Origin of the sequence: Streptomyces sp. NPDC005962 (genome assembly GCF_040629205.1) — a bacterium.
In the GTDB taxonomy this organism is placed as follows: domain Bacteria; phylum Actinomycetota; class Actinomycetes; order Streptomycetales; family Streptomycetaceae; genus Streptomyces.
In genome coordinates this window covers 257,491-271,288 of the sequence record NZ_JBEXVE010000005.1, presented here as the reverse complement: position 1 = coordinate 271,288, position 13,798 = coordinate 257,491, and the positions used below count along the sequence as shown (strand labels likewise).

Genomic DNA, 13,798 nt, shown 5'->3' with positions numbered 1-13,798 from the left:
GGGTTCAAGACGACCGCCAACAGTGTTTACATCTGCCGTGGATCCGGTCCCATGATGACCGGGTCTTCGGCGCGTAGCCGAAACGGAGCAGAGACCCCCAAGCTTTTCCGGGCGGAGATATAGAAAGCATCACGGGCCTCCTGGAACTCCCCATATGCACCTGTCCAGTCCTCAGCAGAACCGGAACGGACACCCCGAGCAAACTGCTCAAGAACCCAGGCCCAGCGCTGCATGGACCTAGCTGCAGATATGGTCTCCGGATCACCCATCAGGAGTACCGATTCAAACGCGTAACCCCGGTCCATCTCAGCTTGCGCGAGCATTTCCAGGCCGGATTCTTCGCCAACTGGTTGTGGCAGATTAAACAGCCCTTTCTCTGCCGCCAGCCGTCCAGCCACTGACACAAATCTCTTAATCGCGTCGGCGTACCGGAGATACGATTCCAAACGGTGTTGATCCCAGCGCGTTGCCAACTCTCTGTTCCAGCGTGCCCGCTCGGTCAAGGCCGTGACTACATAAGAGCCTGCCGCGCCGACGAGCACACCGATCAATGTGAATACTTGTCCCGACATACCCCCGCCTCCTGGCCAACATGCCCCTTGCCGCAGACCATACGACTACATGACTCACGCAAGGCGCGTACAGCAGCGGAGTACAGCAACCAACGCACCGGCAACGGCTGCACGTCCTCGCGACAGCAGGCCAGGACTTGACCGAGAGCTTCGGCCTGGAGGACGCCCGTTCCCGCAGGTGAGAGCTTGTTCGCGCCCATGAGGCCCCGTGATTCCCAAGCCCAGAGCGCGAGTTCGATTCTCGTTACCCGCTACAAGCAGTAGGCCGCCGGGGCACGCCGGGACGGGCAGGTCCGGAAGGAACCGGGTGAGGCCAGGGGAGCCCGCGAGTCGCGATGAGTTCTGCGGCGGCCGGCGGTCTTACTGTCGAACCCGTCACCGAGGAGGACTGCTGATGCGCAGCGTGACCTATTCGATGGGCATTTCGCTTGATGGCTACATCGTCGGGCCGGACGGCGGCTTCGGCTGGTCGGCTCCCGACGAGGAGGTCTTTCGCTTCGTCACCGACGAGATTCGCGAGGTCGGCGTCCACCTGTTGGGGCGACGGCTGTACGAGACGATGCTGTATTGGGAGACCGCCGACCAGGACCCATCGCTCGACGACTCCATGCTCGAGTGGGCCGCGATCTGGAAGCCGCTCCCGAAGGTGGTGTTCTCCACCACGCTGTCGGCCGTGCAGGGCAATGCCCGCCTGGCCTCCGGCGGTCTGGCGGAGGAGATCGAGCGGTTGCGAGCCGAGCCGGGGGAGGGCGAGATCGCGATCGGCGGCGCGGCTCTCGCCGCCGAGGCGGCCGCGTTGGGTCTGATCGACGAGTACCGGCCCAGGGTCTACCCGGTGCTGGTTGGCGGTGGCATTCCGTTTTTCCCCCAGCACGAGCGCCGGGTGGATCTCGAACTCGTCGAGACCCGCACCTTCGGCTCGAGAGGCTCGAGAATCGTCTACCTCCGCTACCGCGTGGCGCGTTAGCTGTGCTGTCCTGGCACGTCCAAGCGGCCGTTGCGAAGCGGCCTCCCGCCCAGGGCATGCCGTGGTCGTGCCCGAGCCGTGCCCTCACTGGGCATGATCCGCAGCCGGGGTTGGCCAGGCTTGGGCGGGTTTGAGGACCGCGTCGACGCCGGGGCGGGCGACCGCTCTGGGGAGTGGACGGAGGCGGAGGTCTGTGTCTGTTCCGGCCGGTCGGCGACTACCCCTGCCAGCGGCTTTGGTTGCACCCTTGAGTCGCCGCTGAGGGCCGCCTGACCAGGAGTCGAGTCACTCCATCGTGGCATTGTCGGGGGACTCCCGAGAACAGTACGTTGCGTATCCAGCTGGACACGTAATGTGATCAGTTCGAAGCGGAGGAGTCCTGCATGCGCATTCGATCTGCCTGCATCATGGTCGCCGTGGCGCTAAGTGCGACCGTTCTCGGGGTGGGCACCGCGGACGCGGTGGGGCCGTTGAGCGGCACCAAGGTCCGCAACTGGCAGGCTGGCTTCGTCCTCGGCGTCGCCGGAAACTCGACGGTCGGTGGTGCCCAGATCCAGTACCAGGACGACACCAACGACTTGGCCCAGAAGTGGGCCATCGATCCGGTCACCCGCGACACCTTCCTGCTGCGCAATCTCAACAGCGACATGTGCGTCACCGCTGTGGGCGGCGGCGACTCGGAAGCTCTCCAGCAGCGTCCGTGCGATTCCCGGTGGGAGGAGCAGATCTTCACCATGGTGGACTCCAGCAAGCCCAGCCGCTACCAGCTGCGCAACGTGGCCCACAACAAGTGTCTGAACCCAACTACCACCACCGCACCCTCCTATGCTCGGGTGCTCCCTTGTAACCCCAACACCTACCAAATCCACTCGTTCGACGTCCGCTGACCTCACTTCAGGGCGGGGCAACACGCGAGACCAGCGCCATCTGACACGCCCGACCACGTGAAAGGGCGTCCGAAGCCACCTTTTGTGGCTTCGGACGCCCGTTACGCTGGCCATCATGCCCAGGTCGAGCCGCTTGAGCGGTCCGCACCCTGGGGGTGAGCACCCCCATCTCGCGTAGCCGGTCCAGGCTCTGCCGGGCCCTGCCTCCTGCGCCGCGTTGATCAGCTTGCCGACGCGCGGCCGGTCGCCGGGCGTCCTGGGACGCGCAGCTTTCGGCGATCCGCACAGCCCGGTCGCCCTCGGCGAGCCTGCCCCGTTGACGGCCCCGGGATGCGTGGTGCGGGGTGGACGGAATGTTCCGGCCACCCCGCGCGCTCCTCACGGTGGCGGTCAGCGCCGTCGCAGCGCGGTAAGCAGGTATGTGCGCCCGGCGGGTGAACGCGAGGCGGCATCCTGCCCGGGTACGGGGAACCCGGCGGTGTTGGCGTTGTTCCGGTGCTCAGCCCCAGACCCGGTGCTCAGCCCCAGATGGCCTGGGCCAGGGCGGCACCGGTGAACGCGGCGCCTAGTCCGGCGACGACACTGGCGATGACGTTGGCGACGGCGAGGAACTTCGCGCTGGACTCGGCCAGTCGCAGCGTCTCGTAGGAGAACGTCGAGTAGGTGGTCAGCGCCCCGCACAGCCCGGTGCCGAGGAGCGGTTGCAGCGGGTGGGGGGCGGCGGCGTAGGCGACCGCGCCGGTCAGCGTGGAGAGGATGAGGCAGCCGGTGACGTTGACGGCGAAGGTGCCCCAGGGGAAGACGGTGTCGTGGCGGGCCTGAACGGCGCGGTCGGTCAGGTAGCGCAGCGGCGCACCGGCCATGGCGCCGACGATGACGAGCAGCCAGTTCACCGGGGGTCCTTCTCTCCGGCGAAGAACCTCCGGGAGATCACGCGGCGGGTCACGGTCGCGGCGCACCACACGGCGGCTACGGCGGTCAGCGCGGTGGCCGCCAGGTAGGCCAGGGCGGTGCGGGCGTGGCCGTCGACGGCGAGGCGCTGGATGTCGACGGCGTAGGTGGAGAAGGTGGTGAAGCCGCCGAGCACGCCGGTGCCGAAGAACGGGCGTACCAGCCGGTGGGCGGCCCACACGTCGCTGATGACGACCATGAACACGCCGATCACGGCGCAGCCGGCCGCGTTCACGGTCAGCGTGGTCCAGGGGAAGGTGCCGGGTGCGGTGGGCCACAGCAGTGAGGCTCCGTAGCGGGCGGCCGCCCCGATCGCGCCGCCGACCGCGACCACCGCCACGATGGCCATCTGCCCGTGGGCCACCTCGTGGCGCTGTGCGGGCACCGACAGAGCGACGTCGGAGGCGTCGGAGGCGACGGAGGCGTCGGAGGCGACGGAGGCGTCAGAGGCGACGGGCTCGGTGATCTGATCGCGGGGGGCTGTCATGCGTACGTGTCTCCTACTCGCACCGGGCACCCGCGCAGGGGCGCGTGCCGTCACAAGTAGGGACCGTTGGCGGCGTCCGGTGCCGCGGTTCGGGTACGGCGAGCCCCACCGCCGTGCGGCAGCCGGACACGGCCACCGCCGATCGCCAGGGTACTGGGCCCGCCCCTGGCCGGGCCACCGGCGGGCCCGGCAGCCAGAACCGTTTGGCCGTACACCAGGTGAGCGAGCGATCACTTGTCGTTACAAATGAATCAATATCTCGTCATCCCGGCTGATCGGCATCGCCGCTGCCGCCGGTGATGTGCCGCTTCGCTCCAGCGCTGAGGAAGGCGTAACGATGAAGATCATCTTCCCGTACGGCCCCACGATAACCGCGGTCGGCGCAGGGCTGTGCCTTGCGGTCTTGCCGACCGCACCGGCCGGTGCCGACGATGGGACCCGAGTGCGGTGCAACGACATCCCCGGCCTGGTGGACGCGATCAATGACGCCAACACCAACGGCGGTCGCATCACCCTCGCGCCCCGCTGCACCTACACCCTGACCGCTCCGGACAACACGGACGACGGGCTTCCGGAGATCACCGGGAATGTGACCATCTCCGGCCGCGACACCACCATTCGGCGCGACCCGGACGCGGCGGAGAGCTTCCGGATCTTCCACGTGGTGGAGGACGGCACGCTCACCCTGAAGTCGCTCACGGTCCGAGGCGGCCTCAGCACAGGCACCGGCGGCGGCATCCTGAACGAGCGGGGCACGCTGAACCTGAACGACAGCGTCATCAAGGACAACTTCGCCGCCACCGGTGGCGGCCTCTACAACATCGGCGGACAGCTCGCCCTGGACCGCACCACCGTCGAGCGCAACGCCTCGGCCAGCTTCGGCGGCGGCGTCGCCAACGACGGCGGCGGCACGATGACGATGAAGGACGGCGCCCTGCGCAAGAACCGGGCGGTCAACAGCAACGGCGGCGGCCTGGAGAACATCGTGGGTACGGCGACCCTGGAGTCCGTATCGATCCAGGGCAACACCGCCCTGGTGGGCGGCGGCATCCGCAACCCGAACGGCTCCACCGTGAACCTGAAGTCGAGCACCCTCAGGGACAACATCGCGGTGACGGGCGCGGGCCTCTCCAACCTCGCCAGCACCGCCACGCTTGTCGACAGCCTGGTCACGCGCAATACGGCGATCACCGCCGGTGGCGGCATCCTCAACGAGGCGAACGGTCACGTCACGCTCACCCGCACCAGGGTCGTCGACAACGCCCCGGACAACTGCTCCCCCGACGGCAGCGTCCCCGGCTGCACCAACTCCACCACCAGCGTCGCCCCGCCGCCCTCGCAGAAGTTCCTGCCCGACGACGACGTCAAGGACCCCAAGTAGACCCCCTGCGCTGAAACCGCGCGGAAACGCGGCCACGAGCGCGGCGGAAGGGCGGGGCCCGGGGAGTGGTCCCGGGGTCCCGCCCTTCCGCCGCGCGTGGCTGTTCGCGATGCCCTTCGGTCAGACGTCAGGTGGGGAGGAGGGTTGGGAGGACGGTTGGGGGGATGGGTGGTCGGCGAGGAGTTCGCCCAGGCCCTGGCGGGTGGCGGCCAGGACTACGCGGTCCTGGGGCCGCAGGACATAGCCGGGGTGGGGGTCCCAGACCAGGCCGGGTTCGCGGGGGTCGCCGTCGTGAGGGGGTGCGGCGGCCAGGTCGCGTTGGCGGTCCGCGGGTTCGGCCGTGTCCAGGGCGATCACCCGCCAGGCGCCCGGGGTGAAGGCCTCGGCGACGGTACGGCCTTCCAGCTGCGGGTGTCCGGTGACGTGCAGGGCGGCGAAGACCAGCACGCGGCGCTCGACCGGTATGGCGCCGAGGATCTGGCGTCCCATCATCGCCCCCGCGAAGGCGGGCGCCGCCAGGGTGGAGACGCTGCGGCTGCGCGTCAGGGCCTGGGGGTGGGCGGCGCGCAGGGTGCGGTAGACGGCGGTGGCGAACTGGTCGTCGTACAGGCGCAGGCCCACCCGCAGCCGGGGTTCGACGGAGCGGGCGTAGAGGGTCGCTTCCAGGTTGGTGGTGTCGGAGCTGGTGAGGGCCAACAGGGCGTGGGCGCGCTGGATCTTGGCGGCTTCGAGGACGCCCTCCTGAGTGACGTCGCCGGTGACGGTCGGCACGCCCAGCCTGCGGGCCAGCGGGATACCGCGCGCGCCGGGGTCCTCCTCCACGCACACCACGGGAATGTCCATCTCCCGGAGTCTGGCCAGGACGCGGGTGCCGACCTTGCCCAGGCCGAGCAGGACGACATGGCCCGAGAGGCCGCGCGGGGGGCGGCGCAGCGCGGACGCGGTGCGGAACGTGCCCAGCGCCTCGAAGGCGGCGGCCACCAGGACGGGCAGCAGGAGCAGTCCGGTCAGCCCGGACAGCAGTTGGAGGATCTTGCGCGCGGTCGGCTCGTCGAGGGCCGGTTCGTCGATGGCCAGGACGTCCAGCACCGTGAGGTAGGCCGCGTGGACGAGACCGTCTCCGGTGAGCCGCCAGGAGGCGATGGTGAGCGCGAGCACGGCGATCACCATTCCGGCGACGGACCAGCGCAGTCGGCGGGAGAACAGCGAGGCCAGGGGCAGGCTGCGGCTGCCGAACCGCTGGGGCGGCATGGGCGACCCGGTGGCGGAGACGGCGTCGAGCACCACCGTGCCGCGGCCGGTGGCGGCGGCGACCTCGGCGTCGCCGGGCAGCAGTCTGGGCCCGTCGTCGCTGCTGTCCGAGCCCTCGCTGCCGCCGGGGTCGCTGGTGGTGGACGAGAGCAGGGCGAGGGTGCACAGGCCGGGGTCGCTGATCTCGTCGGGGCCGGGCGGGGTGCGCTCGGCCGCGCGCAGCAGCAGCCCGTCGGCCTGCACCACCTTGCTGGTGCCCGCGATGGCGGTGGCGGCCAGTGCGGGGGCCACGGTGTCGGCGTCCGACAGGACGGTGGCGGCGGCGTCCAGCTCCGCCGGGTCCATGCCGGGGTCGGCGACCCGTGCGGCCTGGTCGAGGAGGTCTTCCAGGTGCTGGCCGAGCTTGCGGTTGTAGAGCCGGATGACCAGCCGCAGCCGGGGGTTGAGGCGGCGGGCGCGCAGGGCGGCGTGGATGTTGGTCTCGTCGTCGTCATGGACCAGGGCGAGCGCCGTCGCGTGCTCGACCCCCGCCTCGGTCAGCACGCCGTCGTCCAGGGCGTGGGCCTCCACGACGCGCGCGCTCGCGTCCGGGTCGCCGTCGGCCTCGGGATCGGCCACGGGACCGGCCGCGGGCTGCCGGGGCAGCGGAACCCGTCCGACGGCCGCGGTGAACCGGCCGAAGAGGGTGGCGGCGGGGCCTCCCGCCAGCCGCTGCCCCGTGGGTTCCGCCAGCGGAACACCGCCCGGGATTCCCGGGATGACGACCGTCACGCGTGCCCGGTAGACGCCATGGAGTTCGGCGGCCAGGCGGTGTGCGAGCGCGTCGTCACCGCAGACGATCATGCGCGGTGCGGCCGGTCCTGGCGGTGCGGCGGATGAGGAGAACACGACGTCGAAGCCCCCGTTGCTGGTCGATGATGTCGGCGGTCGGCTCAAGGTCAACGGGAGTACGGACGACCGTTCCCTCGCGCCCCTCATCTTGGGGATGCGCTCCACCCAGGACGCGGCGGGCGACGGCTCCGGCTTCAGCGGGCCCTGAGTTCAGAGGGGAAGATCGTCGGGCAGGACGCGGAACGCCTTGTGGTGGCCGAGAGGACGTACGGCACGGAAGTCCCGGCGGTCCAGGGTGAGGATCGCGTCGGTGTCGTACTCGGCTGCCAGGGCGACGTTCACCACGTCGGTGAGATCGAGGTCGAGCGCCAGGTAGCGGGACCGGACGGACTGGGCGACGCCGAGGTGCCCCTCGGTGATCTCGGGTACGGATACCCGGCCGCGGCGCATCCAGCCCCGGATGTCGTCGATCGCGCTGACCGCGGCCTCACGGCCCAGTTCGCGGGTGGCCACGTGATCGAGTTCGGCGAGCAGCAGTGGGGACATGACGAGCAGCCCGGCAGCCATGATCGCCTCCTGTGCCGCTTCATGCTCCGGGTGGGTGGAATCGAGCGCGGCCAGCAGGCCGGACGTGTCGGCGACGACGATGATCACGCAGCGGTTCCCGCGTCGCTTTCGCGCTGGGCGGCATCGGCGACGGCATCACGGACCTCGTCCTTGGCGAGAGTGCGCCCGGGACCGGCGAAGGTTCGGGAGAACAACGGCTCGTCCCATACGCGATTGGCCATGGCGGCGAGATGGATGCCCTGTCGGATGATCTCGGCCTCACTGATGCCGCGTCGCTTGGCCGCTTCCTTGATGACGGCGAGATCTTCGGGGTCGGCATAGACATTGGTGCGCTTCATGGACATGTACCAAGCGTAGCCCATGTACCAGATTGTTGTATGTCGCTCCCGCCCGGCGGTCGTCGCGAGACGCCGACCGACTACGAGGTGGGATCCTCGTCGGCGAGGCGGTTGTTGTCGTCGATCCGCGGCATGTTCTCCTCCGCCCAGGCGCGCAGGCGGGCGAGCGGGTCTTCGAGGGACCGGCCCAGTTCGGTGAGCTGGTAGTACACGCTCGGCGGCACCGTCGGCTCCACGCGGCGGGCCACCAGTCCGTCGCGGACGAGGCTGCGCAGGGTGGTCGAGAGCATCTTCTGCGAGATGCCCGGGATGCGGCGCCGCAGGTCGGCGAAGCGGACCTCCTGCGGGGCGGCTTCGGCCAGCACCTTGACCGCCATCGACGTCCATTTCGTGCCGATGCGGTCCAGCAGTCGGCGGGTCGGACAGTCCGGATCGAACAGGTCACCGCGCTCGGCCCTGGTCACCTGGAGCTCACCACCTGAGGGGAAAGTGCGTTCTTGGCCTGACCAGGCTAGTTACCTAGCGTTGGGTTGTCACTATTCGTTACCAGGGGAGAATCCGTGACTATTCTTCGCCGCGTTTCCGTCCATGGCGTCGATCTCGATGTGGCCGTGGCCGGTCGGGGACCGGCCGTGCTGCTCCTGCACGGTTTCCCGCACACCTGGGAGGTGTGGACCGATGTCATGGCCGGACTCTCCGACCGGTACCGGCTGATCGCACCGGATCTGCGCTGGCTCAGCGCAGACGGCCGGAGCGAGGACGGCCGGACCGAGCGCGGCTACGACGCCGGTTCCCTCGCCGACGACGCCGCCGGGCTGCTGGAGGCGCTGGACGCGGGCCCCGCCGCGGTGATCGGCATCGACGCGGGCACCCCGCCCGCGTTCCTCCTGGCGCTGCGCCGCCCCGACCTCGTGCGACAGCTCGTCGTCATGGAGTCCCTGCTGGGCCGCGAGCCCGGCGCCGAGGACTTCCTCGCGCACGGCGCGCCCTGGTGGTTCGGCTTCCATGCCGTGCCCGGCCTGGCGGAGAGCGTGATCGAGGGCCATGAGGACCGTTACGTCGACTGGTTCCTCGACACCGGCACCCTCGGTGACGGGGTGCGGCCGGAGATCCGGGACGCGTTCGTCCGCGCCCACACCGGCCGGGACGCGCTGCGCCGCGCCTTCGCCACCTACCGGGCCCTGCCCGAGAGCGCCGAGCAGATCCGGCGGGCCACCGCCTCGGCGCGGCTCACCGTGCCGACGATGGCCGTCGGCGCCCATCCCGTCGGTACGGCGCTGGAGCGCCAGCTGCGTCCGCTCGCCGACGACCTCACCGGTCATCTCCTCGAGGACTGCGGCCACATCATCCCGCTGCACCGGCCGGAAGCCCTGCTCGCCCTGGTCCGCCCGTTCCTGGCGGACGGCCACTCGTCGTAGCCCGAGGCCGGACGGCCGGACGGCGGCGAACCGGTTCGCGCTCAGCCCTTGACGCCGGGTTTCGGCGTGGGCACCATCCTCCCACTCCCAGTGAGAAAAGTTATCACTGTGCGATAAGAGCGAGGATGTCGATGCGGGTAGGAATTCTTGGGCTGGGCGAGGCCGGGGCGCTGTACGCCACCGGTTTCGCGGAACACGGCTGGTCCGTGGCCGGGTACGACCCCGGCGACGTGCCGACGCCGCCCGGCGTCCTCCGCGCGGGCGGTGTGGCGGAAGCGGTCGCCGGGGCCGATCTTGTGCTCGGGCTGACGGGGGCCGTCGCGGCCGCGGCGGTGGCGGCGGAGGCGGCGCCGCATCTGCGGGCCGGTGCGGTCTTCGCGGACATGAACGCCGGAGCGCCCGACCTCAAGCGGACGATCGACGGCGTCGTCGCCGAGGGCGGACGAGCGGTCTTCGCGGACGTATCCGTGATCGGCTCGGTGCCGACGTACCGCCACCGCACGGCGCTGGTGGCCAGCGGCCGGGGCGCTTCGACGGTGGCGGAACACTTCGGGGCGCTGGGGGCGACGGTGGAGGACCTGGGCGCGGAGCCGGGGGCGGCGTCGGCCCGCAAGCTGCTGCGCAGCCTGTTCATGAAGGGGCTGGGCGCGGTCATCGCGCAGACCGTGGAAGCGGGCCGCGCCGCCGGTGACGAGGAGTGGGTGCGCCGTCAGATCACCCAGGAGCTCACGGACGGCGAGGCCACGCTCGAACGGCTGTACGCGGGAACGTTCAAGCATGGGCGGCGGCGAGCCGTCGAGGTGGCCGCCGCGGCCGACCTGATGGTGGACCTCGGTCTGGACGCGGCCCTGGCCCAGGCCATCAGCGGCTTGCACGCCCGCGCCGCCCGGCCGGACGGACTGCGGGCCGCACCGCTGGTGACCCAGGAACTGCTGACGGCCTACGAAGGGCTGCCGACCGCCAACATCGGCGACGCGCGCGACCGGCTGGGCCTGCTCGACTCCGGAATCCGCCCCCTGTGGAGCGGCGCCCGCGCGGTCGGCCGGGCGCTGACGGTGCTGACGCGGGCCGGGGACAACCGGGCCATCCACGAGGCGCTGCGGATCGCCGCCCCCGGTGACCTGCTCGTGGTCAACGGCGAGGGGGACACCTCCCGCGCCCTGATCGGGGAGCTGATCGCCGAGCGCGCCCAGGCCCGCGGCGTGGTCGGCATGGTCCTCGACGGCGCCGCCCGCGATGTGGAGGTCCTGGAGGAGATCGGCTTCCCGGTGTGGGCGCGTGCGGTCACACCCGCCGGGCCGTACAAGGACGGTCCCGGCAGGGTGAACGTCGCCGTCGCCGTGGGGGGTGTGGTGTGCGGGCCGGGTGACCTGGTCGTCGCGGACGGCGACGGGGTGGCCGTGCTCCCCGCCGAGGAGGCAGAGTCGGCACTGGTCGCGGCGCGCGCGGTCGAGGCCGACGAGGCACGCCGCCGCGCCGGTATCCGGGCCGCCGCACGCGCCGCGGACGCACCGGCCAAGGGCGCACGAGCCGCGGACGCGTCGCCCGCAGCGGCCACATCGCCCAAGGGCACACCGCCCGCGGACACTTCGCCCTCGGACACGTCGCCCGCGGACGCACCGGCAGGAGAAGCAGCATGATCGCGATATGGGCCCTGGTCTGTTACATGACGGCCATCATCGTCTGGAACGCCGTACTGAAGCGGAACATCGGCGAAGCGCTCCTCGTCGGCTTCGTGGTGACCGGCCTCTTCGCGGGCGGCGACATCGGCCACGTCATGTGGGACGCGTTCGCCGAAGCGATGCGGGAGGAGGTCACGTTCGCCGCCCTGGCCTTCGTGTTCATGAGCTACCTGCTGAGCCATACGCCGGTCCTGGATCAGCTGCTGAACATCCTCAACTCCCTGCTCGGCCGCCTCCGGGGCGGACCGGTGTACACCTCGACCGTCGCGGCGGGCATCTTCGGCGCGATCGCCCACGTCGGAGCGGCCGTCACCGCCGCCGTCGGCTCGGTGACCATCCCGTGGATGAAGCGCTCGAAGGTCAGCGGCGAGCTGGCCGCCACCGTCGCGGCCGGTGGCGCCGGTATGGGCGTCACCTTTCCATTCAGCTCGACCATGTTCATCCTGATGGGCTCGGCCGGGGTGGCGGCGCTGGTGTCCAAGGACGACATCGTGACGCCGCTGTTCCTGGGCGGGCTGTGGTGCCTGGGCTACCGCCTGCTGGCGGCGTTCTGGATGATCCGCCGCCACAAGATCCAGCCCATGGACCGCGCCGATCTGCTGCCGCTCCGGGTCAGCCTGGGCGCGGGGTGGACCAGCCTGTTCCTGTTCGCCGGGATGATCGTGCCGCTGCTGCTGACCCGGGGGCCGACCGGTGGCGAACTGGGCCGTTACGTCGGCGCCACCATGTCGGACGCGATCAGCCTGATCACCTGGATACCGGTCCTGCTCATCGGGATCGTGCTGTTCCTGGGCCGCCGCCAGCTGCCCCGCTCGGGCCGCGGGTGGTGGACGCTGCTGGAAGGGGCGGCGCCGCAGTTCGGTGTCATCGGCGTCACGATCGTGGCCGCGTTCTCGGCCTCGAATGTCCTCGGCGAGCTGGGGCTGCCACAGCAACTGACCGATGCGCTCGGGCAGTTGGAGGCGCCGAAGTGGGCCATGGCGCTGATCGTGGGCGTGATCGTCGTCGCCGTCGCCATCCCGCTCACCGCGAGCGCCACGATGGCCGCCATCGGCCCGGTCGCCGTCTCCTCGCTGGCCGAGGCCGGGGTGCCCGCCGCCACCGCCTGCGTCGCCGTACTGATCTTCGCCTCCACCGAGGGCGCCTCGCCGCCGTCCGGAGCCCCGATCTACGTGGCCAGCGGCATCGCCGGAGTCAACCCGGCCCGCACCTTCATCCCCCTCGTCGGCTACTACTGCCTGCCGATCCTGCTGATCGGCGCCGCGGTGGCCACCGGCGTGCTCCCCGTCTGATCCGCTCCATCACAGCAAGGTCGTGCCATGCCCACCAACGTATTCACCGTCCTCTTCCGCCTCGGTGTCCTCGTCTTCCTGCTCGGCGGCCTGTGTATCGTCACAGGACAGGCGCTGGGGCTGATGCTCGGCGACGCCGCCTGGGTCGAGGGGGTCGCGACCACCGCCGGGCCCCCGACCTTCATCGCCGCGGGCGTCACCGGTCTGCTCGCCTACGTCCTGACGTACGTCCGGCCCCACGACCCGGAACCGGCCACGTCCGCCGCTCCCGAGGCGCAGCCCGCCACGGCCGCAGCGCAGCCGGAGTAGGCCGTACCTCCCCTGGGTGGATCTTGTGCGCACCACGCCACTGCTCGCGCATGCTGATAACACTTATCAGAAACTTCCGCAGCCGAGCAGACCACCCAGGAGCCGAGCCATGGCAGCCACCACCCCCGCTTCTCCGATGCGCTCCGTCGACCGGGCCTTCGACGTGCTGTCGGTGCTGGAGGACGCCCGCCATCCCCTGCGGCTGAGCGAGATCGCCCGCCGTTCCGAGCTCCACGTGGCCACCGCTCAGCGCATCCTGAACGTCCTCATCGACCGCGGCTACGCCGTCAAGGAGGAGACGGGCTACGTCGCGGGCCCGGCATCCGTGGCCACCGCCCACGCCTTCCTGGTCAACAACCGGCTCAGCCAGGTCGCCCTGCCCGTCCTCCAGGAACTCGCCGCGACCACCGGTATGACGTCCACCCTGTACGTACGCGTCGGCCTCACCCGGGTGCTGATCGCCCGCGTCGAGGGCCTCAACCCCCTCCGTTACCAACTGCCCATCGGCGAAAAGCTCCCCCTGCACCTGGGCGCCGGGAAATCCCTGGCCGCCTGGCTGCCCGAGGACGAACGCGACACCTACGTCGACAGCGTCACGCCCTTCACCCGCATCTCCGGCGAACGCGTCGGCGCCGACGACCTGCGCGGCGAGCTGCGGCGCATCAAGGACAGCGGCCACGCGGTCTCCCTGAGCGAACGGGTCCTGGACGTCACCGCCTTCAGCGCCGCCATCCACCGCGGCGAACACGTCCTCGGCGCGCTGAGCGTCGCCGGTCCCGGCAGCGACCTGCCCACCGCCGACCACCCGCGCGTCATCACCGAAGTACGCCGGGCAGCCGACGCCATCGCCGCCCGCTGCCCCTGA

At 70.6% G+C, this 13,798-nt stretch carries 16 protein-coding genes and 1 pseudogene; 9 read left to right on the top strand and 8 right to left on the bottom strand.

Going from position 1 to position 13,798, the window contains the following annotated elements:
- Positions 1–26: 26 nt before the first annotated feature.
- Complete coding sequence (locus ABZ370_RS11530) at positions 27–572, bottom strand: hypothetical protein (protein ID WP_358619191.1); 546 nt, start codon at positions 570–572, stop codon at positions 27–29.
- Positions 573–966: 394 nt separating this feature from the next.
- On the opposite strand from ABZ370_RS11530, the gene ABZ370_RS11525 reads away from it, so the two are divergent.
- Positions 967–1,539, top strand: a complete 573-nt coding sequence (locus ABZ370_RS11525; protein WP_358619189.1) for a dihydrofolate reductase family protein — start codon at positions 967–969, stop codon at positions 1,537–1,539.
- 383 nt (positions 1,540–1,922) lie between these two features.
- The gene (locus ABZ370_RS11520; protein ID WP_358619187.1) at positions 1,923–2,426 is read left to right on the top strand and encodes an RICIN domain-containing protein; all 504 of its coding nucleotides are present in this window, start codon (positions 1,923–1,925) and stop codon (positions 2,424–2,426) included.
- A 232-nt stretch (positions 2,427–2,658) separates the two neighbouring features.
- Here ABZ370_RS11520 and ABZ370_RS11515 read toward each other — a convergent pair.
- From ABZ370_RS11515 to ABZ370_RS11505, 3 genes and pseudogenes are all read right to left on the bottom strand, one after another.
- Positions 2,659–2,745, bottom strand: a pseudogene (locus ABZ370_RS11515) (heavy metal transporter CzcB); the annotation flags it as partial.
- A 199-nt stretch (positions 2,746–2,944) separates the two neighbouring features.
- On the bottom strand, positions 2,945–3,319 hold the full coding sequence (gene crcB, locus ABZ370_RS11510; RefSeq protein ID WP_358619185.1) for a fluoride efflux transporter CrcB: 375 nt from the start codon (positions 3,317–3,319) through the stop codon (positions 2,945–2,947).
- Complete coding sequence (locus tag ABZ370_RS11505; protein ID WP_358619183.1) at positions 3,316–3,864, bottom strand: CrcB family protein; 549 nt, start codon at positions 3,862–3,864, stop codon at positions 3,316–3,318. The genes crcB and ABZ370_RS11505 overlap by 4 nt, the downstream gene beginning before the upstream one ends.
- Positions 3,865–4,201: 337 nt before the next feature.
- Here ABZ370_RS11505 and ABZ370_RS11500 point away from each other — a divergent pair, with 337 nt between their 5' ends.
- Positions 4,202–5,245: a right-handed parallel beta-helix repeat-containing protein gene (locus ABZ370_RS11500; protein ID WP_358619181.1), complete on the top strand. Its 1,044-nt coding sequence runs from the start codon at positions 4,202–4,204 to the stop codon at positions 5,243–5,245.
- A gap of 120 nt (positions 5,246–5,365) precedes the next feature.
- Here the strand turns inward: ABZ370_RS11500 and ABZ370_RS11495 are convergent, their stop codons facing one another.
- Positions 5,366–7,339, bottom strand: coding sequence for an NAD-binding protein (locus tag ABZ370_RS11495; RefSeq protein WP_358619179.1), 1,974 nt, complete (start codon positions 7,337–7,339; stop codon positions 5,366–5,368).
- Here ABZ370_RS11495 and ABZ370_RS11490 point away from each other — a divergent pair.
- The gene (locus tag ABZ370_RS11490) at positions 7,338–7,535 is read left to right on the top strand and encodes a hypothetical protein (RefSeq protein WP_358619177.1); all 198 of its coding nucleotides are present in this window, start codon (positions 7,338–7,340) and stop codon (positions 7,533–7,535) included. The two genes, ABZ370_RS11495 and ABZ370_RS11490, sit on opposite strands and share 2 nt — an antisense overlap.
- 2 nt (positions 7,536–7,537) lie before the next feature.
- Here ABZ370_RS11490 and ABZ370_RS11485 read toward each other — a convergent pair whose 3' ends face one another.
- From ABZ370_RS11485 to ABZ370_RS11475, 3 genes are all read right to left on the bottom strand, one after another.
- The gene (locus ABZ370_RS11485; protein ID WP_358619175.1) at positions 7,538–7,981 is read right to left on the bottom strand and encodes a PIN domain-containing protein; all 444 of its coding nucleotides are present in this window, start codon (positions 7,979–7,981) and stop codon (positions 7,538–7,540) included.
- Positions 7,978–8,238 (bottom strand): CopG family transcriptional regulator, encoded by a 261-nt coding sequence (locus tag ABZ370_RS11480; RefSeq protein WP_358619173.1) that lies wholly within the window; start codon positions 8,236–8,238, stop codon positions 7,978–7,980. The genes ABZ370_RS11485 and ABZ370_RS11480 overlap by 4 nt, the downstream gene beginning before the upstream one ends.
- 74 nt (positions 8,239–8,312) lie before the next feature.
- Positions 8,313–8,696: a helix-turn-helix domain-containing protein gene (locus tag ABZ370_RS11475; protein ID WP_358619172.1), complete on the bottom strand. Its 384-nt coding sequence runs from the start codon at positions 8,694–8,696 to the stop codon at positions 8,313–8,315.
- Positions 8,697–8,792: 96 nt separating this feature from the next.
- On the opposite strand from ABZ370_RS11475, the gene ABZ370_RS11470 reads away from it, so the two are divergent.
- From ABZ370_RS11470 to ABZ370_RS11450, 5 genes are all read left to right on the top strand, one after another.
- Positions 8,793–9,650 carry an alpha/beta fold hydrolase gene (locus ABZ370_RS11470; protein ID WP_358619171.1) on the top strand — a complete coding sequence of 286 codons (858 nt, stop codon included), beginning with the start codon at positions 8,793–8,795 and terminating at the stop codon, positions 9,648–9,650.
- A 131-nt stretch (positions 9,651–9,781) separates the two neighbouring features.
- Positions 9,782–11,290: a DUF1932 domain-containing protein gene (locus ABZ370_RS11465; RefSeq protein WP_358619169.1), complete on the top strand. Its 1,509-nt coding sequence runs from the start codon at positions 9,782–9,784 to the stop codon at positions 11,288–11,290.
- Positions 11,287–12,624, top strand: a complete 1,338-nt coding sequence (locus tag ABZ370_RS11460) for a TRAP transporter large permease subunit (RefSeq protein WP_358619168.1) — start codon at positions 11,287–11,289, stop codon at positions 12,622–12,624. The genes ABZ370_RS11465 and ABZ370_RS11460 overlap by 4 nt, the downstream gene beginning before the upstream one ends.
- A gap of 27 nt (positions 12,625–12,651) precedes the next feature.
- On the top strand, positions 12,652–12,933 hold the full coding sequence (locus ABZ370_RS11455; RefSeq protein WP_358619166.1) for a hypothetical protein: 282 nt from the start codon (positions 12,652–12,654) through the stop codon (positions 12,931–12,933).
- Between the two features lie 109 nt (positions 12,934–13,042).
- A complete protein-coding gene (locus tag ABZ370_RS11450; protein WP_358619165.1) occupies positions 13,043–13,798 on the top strand; it encodes an IclR family transcriptional regulator in 756 nt (251 codons plus the stop codon).

What these genes read in the sequence shown, in the direction of transcription:
- ABZ370_RS11530 (WP_358619191.1), bottom strand. Translation starts at nt 572, where the DNA reads ATGTCGGGACAAGTATTCACATTGATCGGTGTGCTCGTCGGCGCGGCA.
- ABZ370_RS11525 (WP_358619189.1), top strand. Translation starts at nt 967, where the DNA reads ATGCGCAGCGTGACCTATTCGATGGGCATTTCGCTTGATGGCTACATC.
- ABZ370_RS11520 (WP_358619187.1), top strand. Translation starts at nt 1,923, where the DNA reads ATGCGCATTCGATCTGCCTGCATCATGGTCGCCGTGGCGCTAAGTGCG.
- ABZ370_RS11505 (WP_358619183.1), bottom strand. Translation starts at nt 3,864, where the DNA reads ATGACAGCCCCCCGCGATCAGATCACCGAGCCCGTCGCCTCTGACGCC.
- ABZ370_RS11500 (WP_358619181.1), top strand. Translation starts at nt 4,202, where the DNA reads ATGAAGATCATCTTCCCGTACGGCCCCACGATAACCGCGGTCGGCGCA.
- ABZ370_RS11490 (WP_358619177.1), top strand. Translation starts at nt 7,338, where the DNA reads ATGCGCGGTGCGGCCGGTCCTGGCGGTGCGGCGGATGAGGAGAACACG.
- ABZ370_RS11495 (WP_358619179.1), bottom strand. Translation starts at nt 7,339, where the DNA reads ATGATCGTCTGCGGTGACGACGCGCTCGCACACCGCCTGGCCGCCGAA.
- ABZ370_RS11480 (WP_358619173.1), bottom strand. Translation starts at nt 8,238, where the DNA reads ATGTCCATGAAGCGCACCAATGTCTATGCCGACCCCGAAGATCTCGCC.
- ABZ370_RS11465 (WP_358619169.1), top strand. Translation starts at nt 9,782, where the DNA reads ATGCGGGTAGGAATTCTTGGGCTGGGCGAGGCCGGGGCGCTGTACGCC.
- ABZ370_RS11460 (WP_358619168.1), top strand. Translation starts at nt 11,287, where the DNA reads ATGATCGCGATATGGGCCCTGGTCTGTTACATGACGGCCATCATCGTC.
- ABZ370_RS11455 (WP_358619166.1), top strand. Translation starts at nt 12,652, where the DNA reads ATGCCCACCAACGTATTCACCGTCCTCTTCCGCCTCGGTGTCCTCGTC.
- ABZ370_RS11450 (WP_358619165.1), top strand. Translation starts at nt 13,043, where the DNA reads ATGGCAGCCACCACCCCCGCTTCTCCGATGCGCTCCGTCGACCGGGCC.